Annotated in this window: 17 protein-coding genes; 7 read left to right on the forward strand and 10 right to left on the reverse strand. The window is 62.4% G+C overall.

Going from position 1 to position 21,485, the window contains the following annotated elements; genetic code table 11:
* Positions 1 to 6 precede the first annotated feature (6 nt).
* On the reverse strand, positions 7 to 1,185 hold the full coding sequence (locus D2V17_RS14720; RefSeq protein ID WP_147367432.1) for an MFS transporter: 1,179 nt from the start codon (positions 1,183 to 1,185) through the stop codon (positions 7 to 9).
* 26 nt (positions 1,186 to 1,211) lie between these two features.
* A complete protein-coding gene (locus D2V17_RS14725; protein WP_119593566.1) occupies positions 1,212 to 2,576 on the reverse strand; it encodes an aminotransferase in 1,365 nt (454 codons plus the stop codon).
* A 191-nt stretch (positions 2,577 to 2,767) separates the two neighbouring features.
* Here D2V17_RS14725 and D2V17_RS14730 point away from each other — a divergent pair, with 191 nt between their 5' ends.
* Positions 2,768 to 3,712 (forward strand): LysR family transcriptional regulator, encoded by a 945-nt coding sequence (locus D2V17_RS14730; RefSeq protein ID WP_245978736.1) that lies wholly within the window; start codon positions 2,768 to 2,770, stop codon positions 3,710 to 3,712.
* A 128-nt stretch (positions 3,713 to 3,840) separates the two neighbouring features.
* On the opposite strand, the gene D2V17_RS14735 is transcribed toward D2V17_RS14730, so the two are convergent.
* On the reverse strand, positions 3,841 to 5,055 hold the full coding sequence (locus D2V17_RS14735; protein ID WP_245978737.1) for an acyl-CoA dehydrogenase family protein: 1,215 nt from the start codon (positions 5,053 to 5,055) through the stop codon (positions 3,841 to 3,843).
* 330 nt (positions 5,056 to 5,385) lie between these two features.
* On the opposite strand from D2V17_RS14735, the gene D2V17_RS14740 reads away from it, so the two are divergent.
* The 3 genes from D2V17_RS14740 to D2V17_RS14750 all read left to right on the forward strand — a co-directional run bounded on the left by D2V17_RS14740 (position 5,386) and on the right by D2V17_RS14750 (position 9,009).
* Positions 5,386 to 7,788: a TonB-dependent receptor gene (locus tag D2V17_RS14740; protein WP_245978738.1), complete on the forward strand. Its 2,403-nt coding sequence runs from the start codon at positions 5,386 to 5,388 to the stop codon at positions 7,786 to 7,788.
* A 98-nt stretch (positions 7,789 to 7,886) separates the two neighbouring features.
* Positions 7,887 to 8,339 carry a flavin reductase family protein gene (locus D2V17_RS14745; protein ID WP_191229212.1) on the forward strand — a complete coding sequence of 151 codons (453 nt, stop codon included), beginning with the start codon at positions 7,887 to 7,889 and terminating at the stop codon, positions 8,337 to 8,339.
* Positions 8,340 to 8,376: 37 nt separating this feature from the next.
* Entirely contained in the window at positions 8,377 to 9,009 is a 633-nt protein-coding gene (locus D2V17_RS14750; RefSeq protein ID WP_119593655.1) for a glutathione binding-like protein, read from the forward strand.
* A gap of 60 nt (positions 9,010 to 9,069) precedes the next feature.
* Here D2V17_RS14750 and D2V17_RS14755 read toward each other — a convergent pair whose 3' ends face one another.
* The 5 genes from D2V17_RS14755 to D2V17_RS14775 form a co-directional block, all read right to left on the reverse strand.
* On the reverse strand, positions 9,070 to 10,563 hold the full coding sequence (locus D2V17_RS14755; protein ID WP_245978739.1) for an alpha/beta hydrolase domain-containing protein: 1,494 nt from the start codon (positions 10,561 to 10,563) through the stop codon (positions 9,070 to 9,072).
* 11 nt (positions 10,564 to 10,574) lie between these two features.
* Positions 10,575 to 10,952, reverse strand: a complete 378-nt coding sequence (locus D2V17_RS14760) for a DUF6152 family protein (RefSeq protein ID WP_119593569.1) — start codon at positions 10,950 to 10,952, stop codon at positions 10,575 to 10,577.
* A 55-nt stretch (positions 10,953 to 11,007) separates the two neighbouring features.
* Positions 11,008 to 11,853, reverse strand: a complete 846-nt coding sequence (locus D2V17_RS14765) for a hypothetical protein (protein ID WP_119593570.1) — start codon at positions 11,851 to 11,853, stop codon at positions 11,008 to 11,010.
* Positions 11,854 to 11,968: 115 nt separating this feature from the next.
* Positions 11,969 to 13,240 carry a PQQ-dependent sugar dehydrogenase gene (locus D2V17_RS14770; RefSeq protein WP_220474125.1) on the reverse strand — a complete coding sequence of 424 codons (1,272 nt, stop codon included), beginning with the start codon at positions 13,238 to 13,240 and terminating at the stop codon, positions 11,969 to 11,971.
* A gap of 229 nt (positions 13,241 to 13,469) precedes the next feature.
* Positions 13,470 to 15,806, reverse strand: a complete 2,337-nt coding sequence (locus D2V17_RS14775; RefSeq protein WP_191229213.1) for a TonB-dependent receptor — start codon at positions 15,804 to 15,806, stop codon at positions 13,470 to 13,472.
* Between the two features lie 346 nt (positions 15,807 to 16,152).
* Between D2V17_RS14775 and D2V17_RS14780 the strand changes: the two genes are divergently transcribed.
* The 3 genes from D2V17_RS14780 (at position 16,153) to D2V17_RS14790 (ending at position 18,489) form a co-directional block, all read left to right on the forward strand.
* Positions 16,153 to 17,391, forward strand: coding sequence for a hypothetical protein (locus D2V17_RS14780; protein WP_119593573.1), 1,239 nt, complete (start codon positions 16,153 to 16,155; stop codon positions 17,389 to 17,391).
* Between the two features lie 157 nt (positions 17,392 to 17,548).
* On the forward strand, positions 17,549 to 18,070 hold the full coding sequence (locus tag D2V17_RS14785; protein ID WP_245978740.1) for a MarR family winged helix-turn-helix transcriptional regulator: 522 nt from the start codon (positions 17,549 to 17,551) through the stop codon (positions 18,068 to 18,070).
* Positions 18,067 to 18,489: an acyl-CoA thioesterase gene (locus tag D2V17_RS14790; RefSeq protein ID WP_119593575.1), complete on the forward strand. Its 423-nt coding sequence runs from the start codon at positions 18,067 to 18,069 to the stop codon at positions 18,487 to 18,489. Before D2V17_RS14785 ends, D2V17_RS14790 begins: the two co-directional genes overlap by 4 nt.
* Here D2V17_RS14790 and D2V17_RS14795 read toward each other — a convergent pair.
* Positions 18,484 to 19,887: a serine hydrolase domain-containing protein gene (locus D2V17_RS14795; protein WP_191229214.1), complete on the reverse strand. Its 1,404-nt coding sequence runs from the start codon at positions 19,885 to 19,887 to the stop codon at positions 18,484 to 18,486. The genes D2V17_RS14790 and D2V17_RS14795 overlap by 6 nt on opposite strands.
* Positions 19,888 to 19,970: 83 nt before the next feature.
* On the reverse strand, positions 19,971 to 21,425 hold the full coding sequence (locus D2V17_RS14800; RefSeq protein ID WP_147367434.1) for a helix-turn-helix domain-containing protein: 1,455 nt from the start codon (positions 21,423 to 21,425) through the stop codon (positions 19,971 to 19,973).
* Positions 21,426 to 21,485 lie beyond the last annotated feature (60 nt).

A 21,485-nucleotide genomic window follows, 5' to 3' on the forward strand; every position in this document is an offset into this window, starting at 1 on the left:
GCCGGGTCAGACCGGCTGGCGGCCCCGCACAATCGTCAGAACGGTGATCGCGGTGCTCGCAATCAAGGCGACGCAGGCACCATAGATCATCAGGTCGAACGATCCGGTGACAAGGGTCGCTGCTGCCACTGCCGGGCCGAGGCCTGAGCCGAAGGTCTGGATCGACCCCATGGCGCAAACCACCCGTCCCCGCGTGCAGGCCTCGGAACACAGCCCCGACAACAAAGGCTGGCTGAAATTCCAGCTCAGCATGGTGAGCACCGTGGCGGCAGTAAAGGCGGTGTCGCTCACCTGGCCGCGATAGAGCAGGAAGCCGATCAGGCAGGCCGTCCCGCTCAGCGTGATGGGCACCGCACGCCCCCATCGGCGCGGCATCAGGCCCGCCAGCCCCGCCCCGACCACGCCCGCCATCGTTCCGATCGACAGGCCGGTGGCGATGACATCGGGCGAAAGCTGGCTCGCCGCCCCGATCCGCTCGCTATAGGACCAGACCCCGACCACCGCGAAGAACAGCAGGAACACGCCGACAAGCGCGCCGGTCGAATAGGGAAGGTCGATCTTGCCCCCGCCGGCGAAGATATCGAGTTCGTCCCGATTGCCTTCCGGCAGGGCCCGCAAGGAAAGCATGACGAGGGCCGTAAGCCCGGCAAAGATCAGCAGTTCGGCCTGCGGCGACAGGGCGGACTGAATAGCCGGCTGGGCATAGAGGTACAGCGACGACAGGACATAGCCGACAACGAGGTAGACCGAAAAGGCGCGGTCGGGATTGGGTGCCCGGCCAAGTGCGGCAAAGGCGAAGCCGATCGATATCCCGGCCCCCGTTCCCGACACGATGCGGGCCGCGGCGACTGCTGCAAAACCATCGACCAGAACAGTCAGCACGTTGCCCAGAACGATAAGCGCAAGGCCGAGTGCAACGGCCTTGCGCCACGACACGCGCGACAGCGCGAAGGTGCTGGCACCAATGGCCACCCCCATCGCATTGATGTCGAACGCGGCGATGTAGCCGAGCTGGCCGTCATCAAAGCCGGTCATCTGCGCGATGACCGCGAGAAAGCCCGGCGTCACGAAGATCACCATGGCGCCGACCAGCCCGACCAGAATGGCGCTGATCGTGCCCGCCCGTGTCAAACGTGGCGGGACACAATCAGCGGCGGCGGAGGAGGAAGCGGAAGCGACGTCCATGGCAAGTCCTTCCTGTCTTACAGCGATCAGCTGCCCACCACGTCTTCAACAGCGAGGGCGAACTTGTCGACGATCTCGTCGGCCTCGCCGCGGCTCAGCACCAAGGGCGGCGCAAACACCAGGGTATCGCCCAGCGCACGGGTGATCAGACCGCGCTCCGCCGCAGCCTTGAGCACCTGACGCCCGGTGCGGTTCTGCATCGGGAAGGTTTCCTTCTTGCCGCGGTCCTGCACCAGTTCGATGCCGAGCATCAGGCCCTTGCCGCGAATGTCGCCGACATGGGGATGCTGGCCGAGGCGATCCTTGAGCGCCTGCATCATGTACGGGCCAACGTCGGCTACGTTCTTCACGACTTCCAGTTCATCGATCAGCTTCAGCGCCGCCAGAGCCGCCGCCGCGCCCACCGGGTGCCCGGAATAGGTGTAGCCATGGCCGAACACGCCGATCTGATCCGCGCCTGCTTCCAGCACGTCCCAAACCTTGGGCGAGATGAAGACCGCCGACATCGGGAAATAGCCCGAGGTTACGCCCTTGGCCGAGGTGATGAGATCGGGCTCGTAGCCGTACGACTGGCAGCCCCAATAGGTGCCGAGCCGACCGTATCCGGAGACCACTTCGTCCGCCACCAGCAGGATGTCGTGCTTCTTGAGGATCGGCATGATCTCGTCGAAATAGCCCTCGGGCGGCGGGATCAGACCGCCTGCGCCCATCACGGTCTCGGCGAAGAAGGCTGCGATCGTATCGCCCCCCTCGCGCTCGATCGTCTCTTCCAGTTCCTTCGCCAGCTGACGCGAGAAGTCGCGCTCGGACATGCCCTCAGGCGCGTTGCGATAGTAATAGGGCGCGCTGACATGGATGATCGGCCCCTTGGGAAGGTCGAACAGCTTGTGCATGCCCGGCAGGCCGGTGAGGCTGGCGGTGGCCACGCTCGAGCCATGATAGGCGTTCCAGCGGGCGATGATCTTCTTCTTCTCGGGCTTGCCGCGCAGGTTGTTGTAAACCCAGATCAGCTTCAGCTGCGTCTCGTTGGCGTCACTGCCCGAGGTGCCGAAGAACACGCGCGACATCGGCACCGGCGCACGCTGCAACAGCGCCTCGGCACATTCGCCCACCACATCGACGCTCATGTTGTTGAAAGTGTGGAAGAACGACAGGCGCTCGCTCTGCTGGGCGATGGCGTCGGTGATTTCCTTGCGGCCATAGCCCAGGTTGACGCACCACAGGCCGGCCATGCCGTCCAGATATTCCTTGCCGGCCAGATCGCGGACCCGGACGCCGGAACCGGATTCGATCATCATCGGCCCTTCGGCCTTCATGTCGTTGATCGAGGTAAAGGGATGCAACTGGCTCCGCTCGTCACGCAGAGCGGGTTCGGAACGCTGGGTGGCCATGACTTCTCTCCTTGGTCGCCGCGATCTGACTCGCGGTGCTAGATACGTGTGCGACCTTGGTTGCGCAAAGCACTCAAATTGGCAACAGTAAATTAGAAATTTGATGTATTTTTGCTGTTACGCAACAATCAGTCAGTCTTGGCGGAAGGCCATGTGTTGACTTCGGCAAATCGGTGGAACAGGGACCGAGCATGGAAGACAGGGCAGATCTGGGCAATGTAATGGCGATGATCTCGTTCGCCGCCGTTGTCAGCACTGGCGGGTTCTCGAGCGCGGCAAAACTGCTGGGCTATTCGAAAGCTGCGGTCAGCAGGCAAATCGCAAAACTCGAACAGAGCGCGGGTGTCCGCCTGCTCGACCGCACGACGCGTTCCATCGCGCTCACGCCTGCCGGACGCGAGATGTATGCCCGCTGCGCGCGCATCGTCGACGAGGTCAACGAGGCCAACCAGATCATCACCGGCATGGTGTCCAAGCCACGCGGCGAATTGAAGGTGAACGCGCCGGTCGTCTCCTCGCTGTTCGACCTCACTTCGATTATCCCGCGATTTCTCGAGAAGTATTCCGAAGTCCGCCTGTTCCTCAATCTGTCCGACAGCAAGGTGGACATGCTCAAGGGGCGCTTCGACGTCGCCTTCTGGATGGGCGACACCTTCGATGCGGGGCTCGAGGCGGTTCGCCTGCGCGACTACCCGATGGCCCTTGTCGCTTCGCCTTCCTATCTGAACAGGGCTGGCAGGCCGACGGCGCCGGGCGACCTGAAGGAACACACCTGCATCGTCGAAACGCATCTGTCCAAGGTTGGCGAGTGGCGCCTGGCAGACGATATTGCCGTGGCGGTCAATCGTGGACCGCTGACCAGCAATTCGGTGCGGATGGCGCGCGAGGCAACGCTCGGAGGCCTCGGCATCAGCTACCTGCCGCGTTTTCTGGTGGAAGAGGATATCGCCGCCGGACGGCTTGAGGCGATCCTTGAGGACACGGTGAAGCAGAGCTTTCCCCTGCACATCATCTTTCCGCGCGGGAACTATGCGCTTTCCAAGGTCCGGGCATTCGTCGACTTCGTGCGCGACGAGATGCAGGTCGAAGGCGAGGCAGATCAGGGCGGCGCCCTCGGGCTGGCCTCGGCGATCTAGCGGGGTCTGTTCGCCTGCGCCGCCACTCTTGCCGCTGCGCATGGAGTGAGCAAGCGGTGCCGGATCGACCGCAACACCCCGGCCAGCCCCGCTTCCCGCGCGCGGCTGGTGTCCGCCCGGACTTAGTATCAGAGGTCCATGCACTCGTTATCCATGCCAAAGGCGATGCCACCGACGTTGCGGGCATAGGGGAACGGATTGTTGGCGACATGCGCACGGGCGCAATGGATATCGAGAAACGCCTGCTGGATGACGTTGCCCGAATAGATCGCCTTGCCACCCGAAAACAGCATCAGCGCATCGATCGCCTCGACGCAGCGCGAAACCATGGCTGTGGTGTGATGGCCCAGCTGTGCGCGCCGCTCGATCGGCCAGTCACCGCTTTTCGCGCGCGCGTCGAGCTCGGCTAGGTCGCTTGCCAGACGCAGCTCCAGATCGTTGATCGTCAGCATGACGTCGGCAACGGCTTTCTGGATGGTCGTATCGTTGGCCAGCTTCTGCCCGGTGTAGGTAGTGCGCTTGCCGCGCGTGGTCTCGATGAACACCTCCAGCGCCCGGCGTAGCGCGCCAAGCGAGGTGGTCGATACCGTCCGGTTGAACACCTGCGCGAAGGGAATACGGTAAAGCGATCCCCGGTTCTGCGTGTGTCCGGGACAATCCAGCTCGAACATATCCCGCTCGCGCAGGACGCGGTGATCCGGCACGAACACGTCGTCTACCACGATATCGTTGCTGCCCGTGGGGCGCAGGCCCATCGTGTCCCAGGTATCGATGATCGCATAGTCGCTGCGCGGGAGCAGGAAGTTATAGGGCTCCGGCTTACCGTCGCCATCCTCGGCCACCATGTTCGCGCCAAGGATAACCCAGTCGCAATGCGCCGACCCGCTGGAGAAGGCCCAGCGACCGCTGAAGCGATAGCCGCCCTCCACCTTCGTCGGCTTGCCGCAGGGCATATACGACGAGCTGACGAGAGTTTCAGGGTCCTCGCCGAACACGTCTTCGGCAGCCTGGGGATGAAACAGCGCCAGCTGCCAGTTGTGCACGGCCACGACACCATAGACCCAGGCACTGCCCATGCAGCCTTCGGCCAGCGTCCTGGCGATCTCGCAATAGACGGCAGGTGACATCTCGTAGCCGCCATAACGCCTGGGCTGAAGCACCTTGAAGAAACCGGCCCGCTTGAAATCGGCGATGGTTACATCGGGCACGCGCCGGTCACGGATCGCCTGCCCCTCGCGCTCGCGCAGGGTGGGCACCATCTGGCGCGCTCGCTCAATCAGCACCGATGGATCCATCTCCATATCGGCGTGCCCGGCAGGCGAGGCTTTACCAACTGCAACCATCTGCATTCTCCCGTTCAGCGCCAGCGAATCACGTTCCTTGCGCCCACCATCTTATGTTTCAAAAAACATATGCAGTCACATAAACAATGTCTATTATTGCATAATTGCAACAGTCTAATCTTACCAAATCACAGATTTTTTCGTTTGTTTTCCGTGGAAAAATCCGCGCACTCAATGGATTGGCAAAAATGCACGAGACAATACGCTTAGGCTATCTTTGTTGTTCATTTTTTGCAACACTGCCCGGAATTATGAGGGATCTGTTAATACAGAGACGGGGAACGGCGCGTTGGGAGAGAGCCTCGCGCGCGCAACATGGAGGGACCGGGAATGAGAATGCACAATGTGAAGCGAGCCCTATTGCTCAGCGCCTGCGCCGCTGCTGCCTTGCCCCTATGCGCACATGCGCAAGACGAGCAGGCTAGCCAAAACACGACAGGCACTGGCGGCATCGCCAATGCGATTGTCGTCACCGCCAACAAACGCAGCGAGAACCTCCAGAAAGTTCCGATCTCGGTCAGCGCATTCTCGGGTGAACAGATCGACCGCCTCGGCATTACCGACACCACGCAGGTGACACAGCAGATCCCGTCGCTGCGGGTGAATTCGTGGTCGCCGAACCTGACCATATTCAGCCTTCGCGGCATTTCGCAAAGCAACTTCACCGACAATCTGGAAGCGCCCGTCGCGGTCTATCAGGACAACGCATACATCGGCTCGATGAACGCGATCTCCGGTCAGCTGTTCGATATCAAGCGGGTGGAAGTTCTGCGCGGGCCGCAAGGGACGCTGTTCGGCCGCAACGCCACCGGCGGCCTGATCCACTATCTGAGCGAAGACGCCAGCCAGTCCGAATTCAACGGCTATGTCCAGGGCGAGTACGGCCGGTTCAACGACTGGTCGGTCGAAGGGGCCGTGGGCGGCGGGCTTGCCGAAAACGTCCGCATCCGCGTGGCAGCGCGCGTCCAGCAGGCGGACGGTTACATCAAGTCGCGCGACACCGATGCGACCGCGCTGGGCCTCGGCGTCCTCAAGGGCAGCGGACAGGACCTCGGCGGCAAGGACGGATGGGCCGCGCGGGTCAATTTGCAGTTCGACATCACGCCCGATGCAACGATCAGCCTCTGGTACAAGCACGCAGAGGACAATCACGTCGCAACGGGCGGCTATGTGTTCGAGAACTGTGTCTATCTCGATAACGGCTACTGCGATACCGACGCCGCCGGGCTGAGCGATGCGCAGAATGGCGTGATCAATGGCGTAACCGCAGAGCCCGCCTCACCGTGGGAGCATTTCGGCGAACGTCCCGGCCGCCTCGACCGGGTGATGAACAGCTATCAGGGCCAGCTCGAGTGGGACTTTGGCGGCGCCACGCTCACTACGATCACCAATTACCTGACGATGGACAAGCAGTATTCCGAGGATGGCGACGCGCTTCCCCTCGTCGTCGTCAATGTCGATACCGGCGTCGACTTCAAGCAGTTCTCGCAGGAAGTGCGGCTTTCGGGCGATACCGGCAGCTTCACCTGGCAGGCTGGCGCCTATTTCCTCGATATGAAATATGACGGCAATCACGCTGTCACCGGCGCCCCCATCCTCGACCTGGCGCTGGCCGGCAATGGCGGCTTCTCGCAGCCGACCGTGAACCAGCTGTACAAGGTCGACTCGCAGAACTGGTCGGTTTTCGCGCAGACCGATCTGCAACTGACCGAACAGCTGTCGCTGACCGTGGGCGGACGCTATTCGAAGGACGACAAGTCGATCGACTACGTCAACGTGCTCAGCGACCCGACCTATGCCCCGCAACCCGACCCGATCGTGTTGTTCACCGATCGTGACCTCGCCGCCGTTGTACCCGGCGTCAATCGTGACAAATATGGTGACTGGGCCGCGCGGGTCTCTCTGAACTATCAGGCCACGCCCGACACGCTGCTGTTCGCGTCGTGGAACCGCGGCATCAAGGGCGGCAACTGGTCGCTTTCATCGAATATCGCGGCGCAGGATTTCCGGCATCGCCCGGAAACGCTCAACAGCTTCGAAGCCGGTTTCAAGACCAGCCTGCTCGACCGCACGCTCAGGCTCAACGGAACGCTGTTCCATTATATCTACGACGACTACCAGGCTTTCTCGCTGGCGGCCGGCGTTCCGCACGTGTTCAACAGCGATGCCCATTCCACCGGCGCGGAACTGGAGGCCTTCTGGTCTCCGTCCAACCGCTTCGACGCTGTTCTTGGCGCAACCTGGCAGACCTCGTCGGTCGACAGCATTCCCGCCACCGACGTGCAGTTCGGACCGGAGCTCTTCCCCGGCGCGCCAGACTCGCAATATTGCACCAATCTGGGCGGCGTGTTCCGCTGCGACTTCCCGCAGAAGACCATCGAAGGCGCCGAACTGCCCAACGCGCCAAGGTTCAGCTTCAACTACCTGCTGCGCTACAACTTCGATACCGCAGGCGGCAATGTCGCGGCGCAGGTGGATGGCGTCTGGTATGACGACCAGTTCCTGGAAGTGACCAACGGACTGGGTTCGCTGCAGAAGGCCTACAACGTCACCAATGCCTCGCTGTCGTACCAGCATGCAGCATCGGGCATCACCGTGACGGCGTGGGGTCGCAACGTGTTCGACAAGGCCTATCGCGCCTATGCGCTGAACCTTGGCATTCTGGGTGTGACGTCGATCTACGCCCCGCCGGCCACCTACGGAGTGACGCTGAAGGTTCCGTTCGGCGGCTAATCCATCCCGACCACCGGGCCCCGGCATTCTCTCCTGCCGGGGCCGTTTTTGAGGGGAACCTCATGGAAGCTTTGGACACGGATCTGTTCAGGTCGGCGATGAGTAGGCTGGCAAGCGCTGTCACTCTGATCACGACCGATGGTCCCGCAGGCCGTCGCGGTATGGCGGCCACTGCCGTTACCAGTATCACCGATGCCCCGCCCAACCTGCTGGTCTGCGTCAACAAGTCGGCGCGCAGCAATGCCATGATCAAGCAGAACGGAGCCTTCGCCGTAAATGTGCTGAGCGAGCAGCAGGAGGAATTGCTGGGCGCCTTTTCCGGCAAGAGCGAGACCGACCCATTCTGCGAGCCCGACCTGTGGAGCAGCCTCGAAACCAGCGCGCCGATCCTCAGCGATACGCTCGCCAGCCTCGATTGCGCGCTCGATCAGATCATCAACATCGGCACGCACAGCCTGTTCGTGGGGCACGTGGTGGCAGTGCGGATCGGCGCCGCAGGACGCGGACTGGTGCACTTCGACCGCGCCTTCTGGGGCGTCGGAGGCCGATAATGCCGCGCTGCTGCCCATGAAACGAGCGATGAACCCCATGAAATTCTACCACGAAATTCGCGGCTGCTCGCTGGCGGTGGATATTGTCGCCCGCGAACTCGCCATTCCGCTCGACCTGCAATGGGTCGACATGGCCAGCAAAACGCTGGCTGACGGGACGGACTATCACGCGATCAACGCCAAGGGCACGGTGCCCACACTGCAATTGCCTGACGGGCAGTTCCTGAGCGAGGGAACGGTCATCATGCAATATCTGGCCGACAGCGAAGGCTCCGGCACCATGCTTCCGGCGTATGGAACGATAGAGCGCTTGCGGGTGCTCGAATGGAACAGCTTTATCGCTGCCGACCTGCACAAGGGCGGCTTCATGCCGCTGTTCAAGGCGCAAACGCCCCAAGCCTATCGCGATATCGCGGTTGAGCGGGTTTGCGCGATGCTATCATGGATCGACAGCCAGTTGCAGGGCCAAACCTATCTCGTCGCCGACCGCTTCACGATTGCCGATGCGCATTGTTACACGATCGCCATGTGGGGCTATGTCCACGGCATCCCCATGCACCGGTTCCCCTCTTTGGAGGCCTATCTGGAACGGATCGGCTCACGCCGCAGCGTTATCGCGACGCTGCAGGCGACCCGCGATCAGGCAAAGAAGGTCGGGCGGCAACCGTAGCTGTTTGACCGGTGGCGAAAGGGCTGGACGAAGCCGCCCAGCCCTCCCCCTGCGTCCGGGTCATTCGCTGCTGCGAAAGTCCTCCGGCGATGCGATCGGCTCCAGCTTTTCCGCGTCGGCGGGAAGCAGATAGCCCTGTTCCACGAAGTCGGCCTTGGCTTGCTCATACTGCCGCTCGTAATTGGCGTAGGTGCCGTACATGGCGCGCAGCCGTTCGGGCGAATAGGGCAGCTTGGTGTCCAGCACGATTCCGCAGCCGGCCTCCTCCGCGACCATGTAGACAGCCGAGGGGACCACGATCCACGGCGGACGCACCCCGCCGACCAGATTGCCGGTGACCTCGTCGCGGACAGCACTGTTTCCGTTCCTTTGCACCCGTTCGGCGCGCGGCATGGGGGTGCCGTTGCGGACCCATTTGTCCATCCCGTCGAGCAAGGCCGAAGCGACATATTCGACCGGCTCGTCGTAGAGCGTGGTGCACATCGGATCGTCACCGCGGCCAACGTCTTCGGCAGTCGGCTCGATCTCGCCGGTGCCGACATCGGCAAGCCGCAGGTGCGGCAGGCCGGTCACTTCGTAGAAGCGAAGCTGCGGATCGTCGCTGTCTTGCGGAGCGGGAATCGCGTTCACCACGTCGTGATTCAGCTCGGACTGGGTGAACACGGTCACAAAGGGTGTGTCGGCGGGCATCTGGCGCGGTATGCGCAGGACCTCGCCCCCGACCTCGCCATGGGCCATGCGGCCGGTCATATAGGCGTCGATCAGCGGGCTGCCGTCGGGCATGCGCCATTGCTGATGGCGGCCCTGATCGACATAATCCATCCACACCTGCGCCGTGACGGCCCAGCTGTTTACATAGACCCGCTCGACATCCAGCCCTGCCATGGGTCCGTCAGGATCGTTGCTCTTCAGCAGCAGCGCCAGCTGCGCGCCGACACCCTGCGATTGCGGCACAAACGGATCGACCGCCCCGCCGCGTTCGAACCGCGCAGGATCGAAGTAGAAGCCGAGCGGGGCATAGCGCGCATAGTCGTAGTCGCGCATGAATTCGAAATTGACGATGCCGAGATAGGGCGCGGCTTCTTCCGGCGCCCAGCCCGCAAACTTCGGATCGGGCTCGGGCCGGTTGATGTTCAGCGTGTAGCCGACATAGGCATAGCCCTGACGCACCAGATAGTCGCGCGTGAGGATCCATCCCGCGCCGCGCTCTCCGAACCAGGTGAACGGCTCGATGATGACCGTGCCGTTGAACCTCGCCGGGTCCGCAGGTTTGCGGATCAGGATGCGCGTTACATAAGGAGCGGCGAACAAGGTCTCCCCGGCGGCAGTGATTGCCGGAGCAAGGCCTGTGAGATAATACTCCTCCTCGACATAGCCGGCGCGATCGAGATCGATGTACTCGGTGCCCGGGCGCAGCGCAGAGCCAAGCGGTAATTGCGCGCTGTCGGGAACCTGCGACACCAGTGGCATGGGCGGCGTCTCAGCCAGAGCCTGCGCCATCGGCACGCCCGCGCTGATAGCTCCGGCGAGCATGAGGATCGTCGCAAACCGCACCGCGCCCTCCCCTATTCCCAGGTGCCGATGGTCGGCCCGCCCGAAATCCTCAGCGCGGTAAGGCTGCCAGCCTTGATCATCGGATTCCTGCCGGGGTGGATCAGGGCGCTGACCCTGTCGCCGACCTTCACGGTGTTCTTTCTCCAGCCCTGTCGCATCAGGATATTCGGACCTCCGGCCTCGATAGCCCAGGTTTCTACCTCGCCGCTGGCCAGACGCCGGTCGATGAACAGCCAGGCATGCGGATTGGCATACTGCACTTCACTGACCACGCCATTGATCACGACGCTTCGTGTCATGTCGAAGGCAGCATAGGAGTGATGAGCAATGGCAGCTCCCGCCGGCAGAGAGGCCAGGGCGGCAGCCAGCAAGATCGATTTGGTGTTCATTGATCGTCCTCTCGGGTCGGCATCGAGGTGCGCGCTGACGGGGCTGGTGGTGGCGCTAGTTTTCGAGGATGCCCGGCAATCGGCGTTCGGGGATGGTGGTCACTTCGGCACCGGTTTCCGGATCGACGGTATCGGTGTTGTTGTCCTCGCAGACATATTCCATGAACTCGGTGCCTGCCGGTGCCCGGCGGAAGGTCAGGGCCCATTCCCAGGGCCTCACCAGAGCGGCGGGATCACGCGCGACGCCGTCCACCTGCAACAGGCCTTCCGCATTGATGAACATGCGCTCAGTGAACGCGAGCTGCTCGCTATGACCCAGCGCATCTTCGGCATGGCCATATTCGCCGAGCGTGGTTTCCCCGCGGATATTGGAGGTCTCGACCACCAGCACAGCGCCTTCCCAATGCCCGGTCGAATAGCCTTCGAACGTGGCGGGCACTTCATCAGGATCGGGATGATCGCGCCCGTCGAGATAGATGCGCCGCGTCTCGCGCAGAAACTCCTGCGCCCAGTTGATCTGGTTCGCGGTCTGCAAAATCTCGACGGCATAGGGCCCGATCATGATGGTCGGCATGCCGAGGATTTTGCACGAGGTCTTGAACTCGATGCCCAGTTCGGCGTTGCGTGCGATGCGCTGGTTATAGCTTTCGAGATACTTGCCCTTGAGATCGGGCCGCACGCCGAAGGGAGGGCCTTCGGAACTCGGAACGTCGTCGGCACCGGTATAGGTCACTCCGCCCGGCCGGTCGACGGCGCTGCCGATCGGCATCCAGATCCCCGACAGGTCCGCACCAGCCACCTGTGGCGACGCGACCTCTTCCTGCGCCATTGCCGAAGCGGAAGGCACCATCGAGACTGCCAGACACAGCATCGCAAGGCTTTCGAAACGTGGCGTTTTCATTGGCGATCTTTCCCCTCTGCGCCCGATCATCCTCCCGGCAAACGGGCGTTACAGAAAAGCGTTACATGCGGAACGACGCGGTAACACCGGCGGTCCGCAGACCTGTCAGCGCGCGCTATTCTTCAGGATTATCTGCGGCTTGAGCTGACGCGGATACGGGAGCGATGCGGATAACGTGGGCCTCGGCTTCATCGGTCACGGCATAAAGCAGCCCGTCGGGCCCCTGCTGCACATCCTTGAAGCGCTGGTGCAATGCGTCGAGCAGGATTTCCTGCCGCATCTCCTGCAACTGGTCGTTGAAGACGACCCGGATCAGCGCGCCGGTGCCGTTGATCTGCCCCCGCCGAGCACTCGCCACGAACAGATTGTTCTCCCAACCGGGAAAGGCCGCGCCGGTGTAGAAAGCGATGCCATTGGGCGCGATGCCCGGCGACCATATCTGCAAGGGGGCCTGCGTGTCAGGCAGTATCGGATGGGCTGGCAGGGGCGAGCCCGCGTATTCAGTGCCGTAGGTCGAGGTGGGCCAGCCGTAGTTTCGCCCCGGCAATAGCTCGTTCAGTTCGTCTCCGCCTTGCGGGCCATGTTCGGACGCGACCAGCCGACCGGATCGCGGATCGAAGGACAGTCCGAGCGGGTCGCGGTGGCCATAGGTCCAGATCTCGGCCCGAGCGCCCTCCTTGCCGACGAACGGATTATCGTCGGGGATCGACCCGTCGGTCCGCACGCGCAGCACCTTGCCGTAGATGTTACTCAGCTGCTGGGCAGACTGGATATCGCCCTCGCTCAGCCCGCCAAAAGCGGCGAACAGCATCCCGCCGGGGCCGACAATCACGCGCGAACCGCCAATGGCGACTTCCGGCTCGCTCACCACCAGCTCGGTCAGATCGGTGAGACCAAGGCCGGACAGCCGCGCTTTGGCGAGAACATAGGAAGCGGTGATCCTGCTCCGCTCCTCGTCGAAGCCGACCGGTCGGTTGTAGGTCAGGTAGACGATGCCGTTGGAAGCGAAGTCCGGGTCGGGCTCAATGTCCTGAACGCCGAGGACGTCGAAGGGATCGATCCCGGGCATATCGCCATATTCAGGAACGCCCGAAAGCGCCTGCTCCTCGAGAACCGGCGTGGCCCCGGTCGCCCCTCGCAGCAGTCGCACGCGCTTGCCCCGCTCGACCAGCAGCGCGTCGCCCCCTGGAAGAAACGCGAGGGCATAGAGATTGGACAGCTCGCCAGCGATGACGGTTGCCGCAATCTCCGGCTGTTCAGCGGTGACGAAAACGTAAGGGCCCGGCCCCGGCAGATCGTTGGGCACGCCCACCTCCGGAACGTCCGAAGCCGAAACGCTGACCGGCACGATCACCGATGCCAGCGAACCGGCGAGAATTGCGCCCATTGCCCTGATACAGTTTGCCATTGGTACTACCCCCGAAAAGGCGTGCCCGGAGGCACGGAGCCTGTGTGCAGCCTAGCCGAAGCTGGCCGGGTGGTGATTGCAAGAGCGGCCCCGAGGTTGGCAAACCGGGCCAGCCGGTGGCGCGATAAGCCCACTCGCCAAAAGGCCCCGCAAGTGCCAGCACTTGCGGGGCCGATCGGATGTCACGCAGGACTGCGCGCGTGACGCTTCAGCGGTTGACCGTCAGCGTGATGCCCACCGTCCGCGGGCGGAATGTCCCGGCACGGTAGAAGTTCGAATCAGGCGTTTCGTGGAACAGCGCCAGCAGGGGCCGCTCATCCGTAACGTTGTTGATGAACACACTCGCATCGATCTCCGTCAGGCCGACAGAGAAGCGATGGCCAACGCGAATATCGAGCATCGAGGTTGACGGCGGACGCGGCAAGGTCGGATCGACCAGCGGCGAATCGACATCCACCGGCTTCTTGATCCGGCTCGAGTAGCTGAAGTCGGCGCGGGCATAGCCCTCACCTTCACCCAGCCTGTGCGCATATTCGGCATTTGCCTGCACGGTCCACGGCGCGACCAGCGGGAACGGCTCACCCGCGCGGCGCACGACGGTGTCGTTGGGGCCGGGGATGTCGGTGGTATAGCGTGCATTGATATAGGCAACCGAGGCCCCCAGCCGCAGACCCGAGAAGGGACGCGCGGAGACGGCCACGTCGAAGCCGTCGATCTTGGCTTCACCGAGGTTGAGCGCAGTCTGGATCGTACACTGCGGCAGGGCGAACAGCGTCTGCGCGTTCGACCATTCGATGCGGTAGGCCGACGCATCGACAGCAAGCTTGCCACCGAACAGACGATTCTTGCTGCCGATCTCATAGCTCCAGATCGAATCCGGCTCCACGTTGAGGGTAGCAAAGGGGTCGAACCCGATCGCCGCCGCATCCGCAATGCAATTCGCACCAACTGGGGGAGACACGCCCGGTCCGCGCACGCCCTTGCTGGCGCTGGCGTAGAACAGGTTGTTCGGGTCCGCCTGGTAGGACAGGCCGAACTTGGGCGTCAGCGTCCTGGACGTGGTGTCGGCAGTGTCGGTCCGCCCGTCGGTTGCCAGAACCGGGCCGGCGTTGAAGCCGGTGAACTGGTATTCGGCGATGGTATAGCGCAAACCGGCGGTGACCTTGAAACCGTCGAAGACTTCATAGTCAGCCTGACCATAGGCCGCATATTGCTGATCGCGGTGCTCGTTGCGCGTGACGACGGAATACTGGCCGTCGTACAGCTCTGTGCCGAAGACCTCGGTCAGGCTGTCGAACAGCGGCTCGCCTGCGGCAATCTGCGGCAGGTTGATGATGTCGAGCAGACGCTCATCGCGCCCGCGGAAGTCGTCGAGCACCTTGGATTTCTGGTAGAACAGGCCCACGATCCAGCTCAGGCGACTACTGTCGTTATTATCCTGCACACGCAATTCCTGCGTAAACAGTTCCTGCCTGGTGTTGCTGGTCGTGGTCGGAGCATAGTCCTCGAACCCGACCGGGAACGGCCGCCCCGTCAGTCCACCGGAGAAGACATAGCTGAGCGAGGTATCGTCGTTGATCGTGTGCGTACGGCGATCGAAGTAGGACGTATCCGAGACAATCGAAACGCCGCCCAGTTCAAGCTCGGCTTTCAGCGCGGGGAGCACGAAGCGGTCCTTGTGCTTCTCGTTCCCCTGGTTCAGCCCCTGGCGCAGGTCTCCCTCCTCCACGTCGGAGGCGTCCACTTCGAAGCGCGAATTGTCGTTGATGTACTGGCGCTGATAATAGACCGAGGGCGTCAGCGTGAGGGCGTTGCCAAGCCGGAACCCCAATGCCAGCCGGGCCGACATCGAATTGGTGTAGTCGCTATCCTCTTCCACCAGATCGTTGGTGTAAGGGTCGAGCCGGTCGATATAGCCACCATCATGGCGGCTCCAGAGGCTGTAGCGCAGGCCGATCTTGTCTTCCACCAGCGGCCCACCGACCGCAACGCCACCTTCGTAGCTGAGCGAACCGTTCTTGGTGCTTGCCAGCTCGGCGCGGCTGTAGACGCTGAGGTCGTTGTAATTTGGCTTCGGCGTAATGAAGCGGATTGCGCCGCCCACGGACCCGCTGCCGAACAAGGTACCCTGCGGGCCGCGCAGCACTTCCACGCGCTCCAGATCGAAGATCTGCGGGTAGGCATTGCCCAGCGAGGGGCTGACGCCGACACGGGTCTGGATTGGCGTATCGTCGATATAGACGCCGGTGGTCGGAATGCCCGACTGCGAATCGACGCCGCGGATCGAGATGATGGTCTGCCCGGTGCCGTAGATGATGGCGCTCTGGCCGAAGCTCACGCCGGGGGTGATGGAGGCGATGTCGGCGATCGAGCGTACGCCCTGTTCGTCGAGCTCCTCGCGTCCCTTGGCCGTTACCGCGATTGGAGTGCGGCTAAGCAGGGTCGTCTTGCGGGTGGCGGTGACGACGATCTCGTCGGAAGCGGTATCGCCGGCAGCGGTCCGGCGGCCATCCTGCGCGAGGGCAGGAAAGGCGGTGAACAGCACGGCTGCTCCTGCAAGAAGGGCGGCCCGGCCAAAAACGGGCGCACTTCGGGTATGATACGTTCGCAAAGCTAATCTCCCTCTGGTCAAAGGATCGACATATTCCTCCCAGAAGTTCACTCTGCCGCACCAGCCGCACCGCAGAACGCCGCTTCTCTCTTTATTGCGCCGATCTATGCAAATGGATATTTTAAGGTTAAAGCAAATGCAAGCCCACTAAGGCATTTCCGTGTCACTGTTGCAATATGGCAGCATAGGTGCATTCCTTGGAATATCGGCAGCATGCTGGCCGAAATTGCAATGATCCGGCGGCAAAATGTCGGATGCAAAAGGAGCGAGATATTTCCCGATGACAACCGGATCTGCGGAATCCTCGGCGCCAGCTGACTTCACATCCGAGACAGCACGCTTCCGCAAGGAGCTGGCGAAGGGCCGCTCGTCCAACCAGCTCGCCCTGTTCGATTTTCTGGTCGAGCGCTCGCTTGACGAACGCTCTCCCAAGGAAGTGGAGATAGCGCTCGAATTCTTCGGCTCCAATGCAACCAAGGACGCCTCTTCCGATACGGGCATCAGAGTCTACGTCCACCGGCTCCGCAAGAAGATGGACGAGTTCTATGCCGGAACTTACGGCCCGCAGCTGAATATCCCGAAAGGCGAATACCGCATCGTCCTGGTGGACGTGCCTGAGCCGGAGCCGGCCCCTTCCACGCTCGGCATGGCACGCAGGCTTTTGACCTCAAATCCATCGCTAAGCCTGGGCCTGCTGCTGATCGTCCTCGGCGGCTTTATGTTTGCAGCTTTTCAGTTCTGGCTCGTCGATACCACCCGCCCCAACGCAACTATGGCGGAGCGCCATACCCTGTTTGGCACCGGCGCGGCGCTCGTCGATCCGGTCATCACAGTTGGCGACAGTCTCTTCCTGGCAGAGACCGAAGACCAGACCAGGGTTGAACGGATGATCCTCGACCCGGCGATTGCCAGCCGGGAGGACTTGGGCGAGTACATAAAGGAACACCCCGAAGAATTTTACCGCTTGTACGATTTCGATCTGCACTTTGCACCTGAAGCCTCGGTATCTGCGGCGTGGGACGTTCAGGAGGCGATGATGGCCGATCGCGGGGTGCCCCAGATTGGCATGATGCCGGTTTCGAACATCGACGAGGAAGATCTGCGCCAGCACGACATCTTCTATGTCGGCCGGCTGTCGCAGCTCGGCCCGCTGCACTCGTCGATTTTCGCGCAGTCGCGGTTTGCCCTGCCGCGTTTCGACAGGTTGGCGGACCGGGAAAGCGGAAAGGTCTTTGCAGCGACGGTCTATCCCGAAGCAGCCGGCCGCGAAGTGAAGGACATCGGCTACATAGCGGTATGCAACGGCCCCGGCGGCAGGCGCGTGATCGTGCTGGCAGGACTGGGAGATGCCGGTACTGCCGCGATGGCCGACTTGCTGCGCGACCCGCTCGGCCTCTTAAACCTCAAGGAAGAACTCGGCGATGTGCGCATGTTCGAAGCGCTCTTTACGGTCGATTCTGCCCCCGGTCGCCCGGTCGCGCGGAACCTGATCGGCGTCTGGCCGCTCTCCACAATGTAGGCGACCTGGGGAAAGGCCTCTTGGAGAAGCCGGCATTTTCCTTTAAGTTTAAAGAAAGAGAGGATATGCGCCTTGCTGAATTGGATTGAGGGCTGGCGGAGCGTGACAGCGCCGTGTCGCTTGTATGCGCTTGCGCCGAAGCCTTTATACGTAGCCTATGAGTGAATGGACCATGAGTAACAACGGCAAGAGCCCGGCAGCACGGTCCGACGACAGACAAGACGTGCCGGCAGGTGCCGGATCAGCCGACCTGCGTCTGTGGGTGAGGCTGCTCGCCTGCGCCAAGATCGGCGAGAAGCATCTGCGCCGCAGGTTCGAGGACAATTTCGAAACCACCCTGCCCCGCTTCGACGTGCTGGCCGCACTCTATGCCGCGCCAGACGGATTGCGCATGAGCGAATTGTCGAAGGCGCTGCTGGTCTCCAACGGGAACGTCACCGTGGTGGTGCGCCAGTTGCAGGACCGCGGGCATGTCGAGGCGCAGGTCAATCCAGCCGACCGCAGATCGGCGATTGTAAGGCTCACGCCAACAGGAAAAGCGCGCTTTCTCGAATTGGCGGAGGCTCACTACGGATGGGTCGGCGATCTGCTCGATGGGGTGCCCGAAGACCAGAAGACCCTGCTCGTGACTGCGCTGGGCGAACTACGGGCCAAAATGGCCAGAAACGACCGACAATGACTTTCAAGACCACCACGCAAGTGCGCTTTGCCCATATCGATGCAGCGGGCATCGTGTTCTACCCTCGCTATTTCGAGATGCTCAATGCAGCCGTCGAAGACTGGTTTGCGCAGCAGGTGGGGTGCGATTTCCGTTCCATGCACCGCGACCGCGGCATCGGTGTGCCGACCGTCACGCTGGAGGCCGAGTTCCTCGCTCCCTCTTTCCTTGGCGACGTGTTGACGGTGCGGATCGATCCTGTGGCGATAGGCCGCAGCAGTTGTACCTATGAAGCGGTCTTCAGCGGCGAGGGGACGGACCGCATGAAGGTCGTGGGCAAACTCGTGTGCATGGACCTTGCCGCGCACAAATCGGTGCCCTGGCCCGACGACATCCGTGAACGCATCTCGCCAGACCCGGTCTGCGCGTTAGGCTTATAACGGTTCGGCCAGATCTCCGATCGGCACGATTTCCAGCGAGGTGATCTTGCCGTCCGCGCCGAGCCCCATCCGGATCTCGGTCAGGCCCTCTGCATGGCTCGTGCGATACCGGTAATGTGTCTCGGCGCAGCCTTCGCGCTTCTCGTAAAGCGCGAAGGATTGCAGCGGACCGAGCGCTGCCAGCATGGCGCCGTACATCTGCGTCAACTCGCGAAAATCGAGATCGGCGAAGTCCGCATAGTCCTCGCGCCGCGCCGCACCGGCCTCTATGTCTTCAACAAGTTTCCGGGCGCGCAAGGTCGTCGCGGAAGGAGCATTCTCGACCATCCGCGCCGCGACGACGGGTAGCGAAGGATCTACTGCCGCCGCGACCCGGCGCGCGATATCCTTGGCGTTCGCCGCTTCTCCGTTCGCCAGCACGAAGACGGACAGGTCGCGCTGCGGATAGCTATAGGCATAGGTCTGAAAGCCCTGCCAGGTGCCAGCTTGCCATCGCACCGCGTCCCGGCCCGCGCCTTCGGCAAACCAGCCGGGCACGGCAGCGCAGGCGGCGCCGCCCTCAATGGTGATCGCCCTGCCCATCTGATCCCACGAAGAATCCCGCAACAGCGAGCGGCGGGAAAGGGCCTGCCCCCAGGCAGCGAAATCAAGTGCCGAGAGATAGAGCGAGCCATCGGCCGTCGAATTGGCGGCGGCTGAAATCCATTCTGCGTTCCGCAGTTCGCCGCCGCGCACCTCGTATCCGGCGGCACGATTGGGAATGATCGCCCGTTCGTCGATACCGCGCGCCGTCGCCATCCCCAGTGGCCCGAACAGCCGCTGACGTGCGAACTCGCTCCAGGGCTCTCCGGTCAGTTCCTCGATCACCATCCCCAGCACCACGTAATTCGCATAGCTGAAGCGATAGCGGGTGCCGGGCGCGAAATTGATCTCCTGTTCGGCAAGGATGGCAAGCATCTCCTGCCGCGTATATTCGGCGAGGAAATCTCCGTTCGGCGTGGCGGGCAGGCCAGATGTGTTCTCCAGCAAGTGCCGGATCGTGACGCCAGCCCACTTGTCCGGTGTCCCCGGCAGGTATTCACGCAAAGGTCTGTCGAGTGCGATCCGCCCATCCTCGACCAGCAGCATGATCAGGGCGGCGGTGAACGGCATCCCGGTCGCGCCGGTCTTGAACAGCGTATCGGGATGAACCCGCACGCCGTGCTCGATATTCGCCTCTCCGAAAGCTTCGACCCGCACAACCCGGCCATCCTGAACCACCGCCAGCGCCATGCCCGGCGCCCCGCTGCGGTGCAGCTCCGCCTCAGCGATGTCCTCAATGGCGTCGGCCTGCGCCTGCGCCGATCCGAAAGCCAGCGCCGCGCCTATCGCGAGAGAATGTAAGAGAAGGTGTTTCATCACGCAGGAATGCAGCACACCGAGGCTGCGCGCGGCCATTGCCTAACCGGACAATCTGGGCGCATCACCGGACACTGCCGCCCTCACTTGCGCGATGGTGGAGCGATCGGGCGGTATTCCGGAACATCGCCCGAAATGTCCCAGACATCATCGGCCTTGAGCGACCGCGACAGAAGCAGAGATGCGCCGACATTCACATTTTTCACCGTCCGGACGCGAAACAGCGCCTCGAACGCACTCTGTGTTTCGCCGTCTTCCGCAGACAACCGATCAAGCTGCGCCCGATCGGATACGAGCTCGGCCGCCTGCTTGACGCCCGCATCGCCGATCCCGGCAACGATCATCAGCCTGTTCCCGGCCGGTCCGGGAAGGCTGGCGATATAGGCAAAGTCTCGCCGCGGTGTCCGCTCGTCGGTGAGGACCATATTGTCGGCTACGAAGACCTTGTCGTCCTCGCTATCGACCAGCCCGTCGAAGTCCGGTCCGAACCGGAAGCCCGACGCCTGCAGCAAGGGATCGCGGATCTGCGTGCCGATCCCGCTGAACTGCCCGACGAACACGATATCCTCGGACACCAGCTGTTCCGGCGTGAGCTGGGAAATGGAAACGAGCCGGACCGGACGACGCGCAGCCCCCGGCAGACGGGATAGCGCCATACGCACGGTGGACACCGCCTCGATCGTTCCGCCAGTCACGAAGTGCTGGTCGTAGTCCATCAACGTGTCCGCCCCGTCGGGCTCCAGCATCTGCAGAATCGCGAGGTCTTCGCGTGTTGGCACCGCCCGGTCCCACACCAGCCGCGGCCCCTCGTCCGGATCGGTCTCCGATTGGCTCAGCCGGCTGAAGGCATAGTAATCCCCCATCACCACCGTGACCGGGTGCCCGTTCGCGACAACAGGCTGCCAAAACGCGCTGTCGGCCAAGGGCGCGCGCTCCCTCAGCAGCACAGCCGCGCCAAGGAACAGGATAACCCCGATCAGGGCTGCGGCGGGCAAAAACCGCTTGAGGGCATTCAATCTGGGAAAGGACAAGGTCTCCACGCGCTCCGGTTCGGCCTGCTCCACTTCATCGACCACACCATCTTCCACGTGCAGCCGGTACTCGCCAACCGGAATCGTCAGGCGCGGCTGGGCAGGCTCGTCGAAAACCCTGTCGAGCAGCTTGCGCAGCCGATGAACATAGACCCGGACCTTCGTGTCCTTTTCCGAAGAAGCGACATCACCGCCGAAAGCCTCCTTGCCGATTTGCTGCTCGCTCGGAATCTTCCCCGCCACGCTCTGGTCGAGCAGATATTCAAACAGGCGTTCCAGCTTGTCGGAATGACTTCCCGCGAGCGCTTGCCTCACGCGCTCGGCGCATTCGCGAAGCGATCGCTCGTGGCGCGATGAGAGCCTCTTGGCAGGTGTATCGGAGGCAGAATCCATTGATCGAAAATTGCAACAATATGGCAATGTTGCAACCATTCCGGCACGAGAGATGAATAATTTTGCGGTCGAAGAGAGTTTCGCGAACTGAGGGTAACAGCGCGCATCACTCAACGTTATATCTTATTTTCAGTATCTTGCATTGCGTAGCGTAACCGTTTCACAACCGGTATC

This window comes from Aurantiacibacter xanthus (genome assembly GCF_003584015.1).
Lineage (GTDB): Bacteria > Pseudomonadota > Alphaproteobacteria > Sphingomonadales > Sphingomonadaceae > Alteraurantiacibacter > Alteraurantiacibacter xanthus.

What these genes read in the sequence shown, in the direction of transcription:
- D2V17_RS14735 (WP_245978737.1), bottom strand. Translation starts at nt 5,055, where the DNA reads ATGGTTGCAGTTGGTAAAGCCTCGCCTGCCGGGCACGCCGATATGGAG.
- D2V17_RS14730 (WP_245978736.1), top strand. Translation starts at nt 2,768, where the DNA reads ATGGAAGACAGGGCAGATCTGGGCAATGTAATGGCGATGATCTCGTTC.
- D2V17_RS14760 (WP_119593569.1), bottom strand. Translation starts at nt 10,952, where the DNA reads ATGAACACCAAATCGATCTTGCTGGCTGCCGCCCTGGCCTCTCTGCCG.
- D2V17_RS14745 (WP_191229212.1), top strand. Translation starts at nt 7,887, where the DNA reads ATGAGTAGGCTGGCAAGCGCTGTCACTCTGATCACGACCGATGGTCCC.
- D2V17_RS14785 (WP_245978740.1), top strand. Translation starts at nt 17,549, where the DNA reads ATGAGTGAATGGACCATGAGTAACAACGGCAAGAGCCCGGCAGCACGG.
- D2V17_RS14770 (WP_220474125.1), bottom strand. Translation starts at nt 13,240, where the DNA reads ATGGGCGCAATTCTCGCCGGTTCGCTGGCATCGGTGATCGTGCCGGTC.
- D2V17_RS14795 (WP_191229214.1), bottom strand. Translation starts at nt 19,887, where the DNA reads ATGAAACACCTTCTCTTACATTCTCTCGCGATAGGCGCGGCGCTGGCT.
- D2V17_RS14765 (WP_119593570.1), bottom strand. Translation starts at nt 11,853, where the DNA reads ATGAAAACGCCACGTTTCGAAAGCCTTGCGATGCTGTGTCTGGCAGTC.
- D2V17_RS14725 (WP_119593566.1), bottom strand. Translation starts at nt 2,576, where the DNA reads ATGGCCACCCAGCGTTCCGAACCCGCTCTGCGTGACGAGCGGAGCCAG.
- D2V17_RS14750 (WP_119593655.1), top strand. Translation starts at nt 8,377, where the DNA reads ATGAAATTCTACCACGAAATTCGCGGCTGCTCGCTGGCGGTGGATATT.
- D2V17_RS14740 (WP_245978738.1), top strand. Translation starts at nt 5,386, where the DNA reads ATGAGAATGCACAATGTGAAGCGAGCCCTATTGCTCAGCGCCTGCGCC.
- D2V17_RS14780 (WP_119593573.1), top strand. Translation starts at nt 16,153, where the DNA reads ATGACAACCGGATCTGCGGAATCCTCGGCGCCAGCTGACTTCACATCC.
- D2V17_RS14720 (WP_147367432.1), bottom strand. Translation starts at nt 1,185, where the DNA reads ATGGACGTCGCTTCCGCTTCCTCCTCCGCCGCCGCTGATTGTGTCCCG.
- D2V17_RS14790 (WP_119593575.1), top strand. Translation starts at nt 18,067, where the DNA reads ATGACTTTCAAGACCACCACGCAAGTGCGCTTTGCCCATATCGATGCA.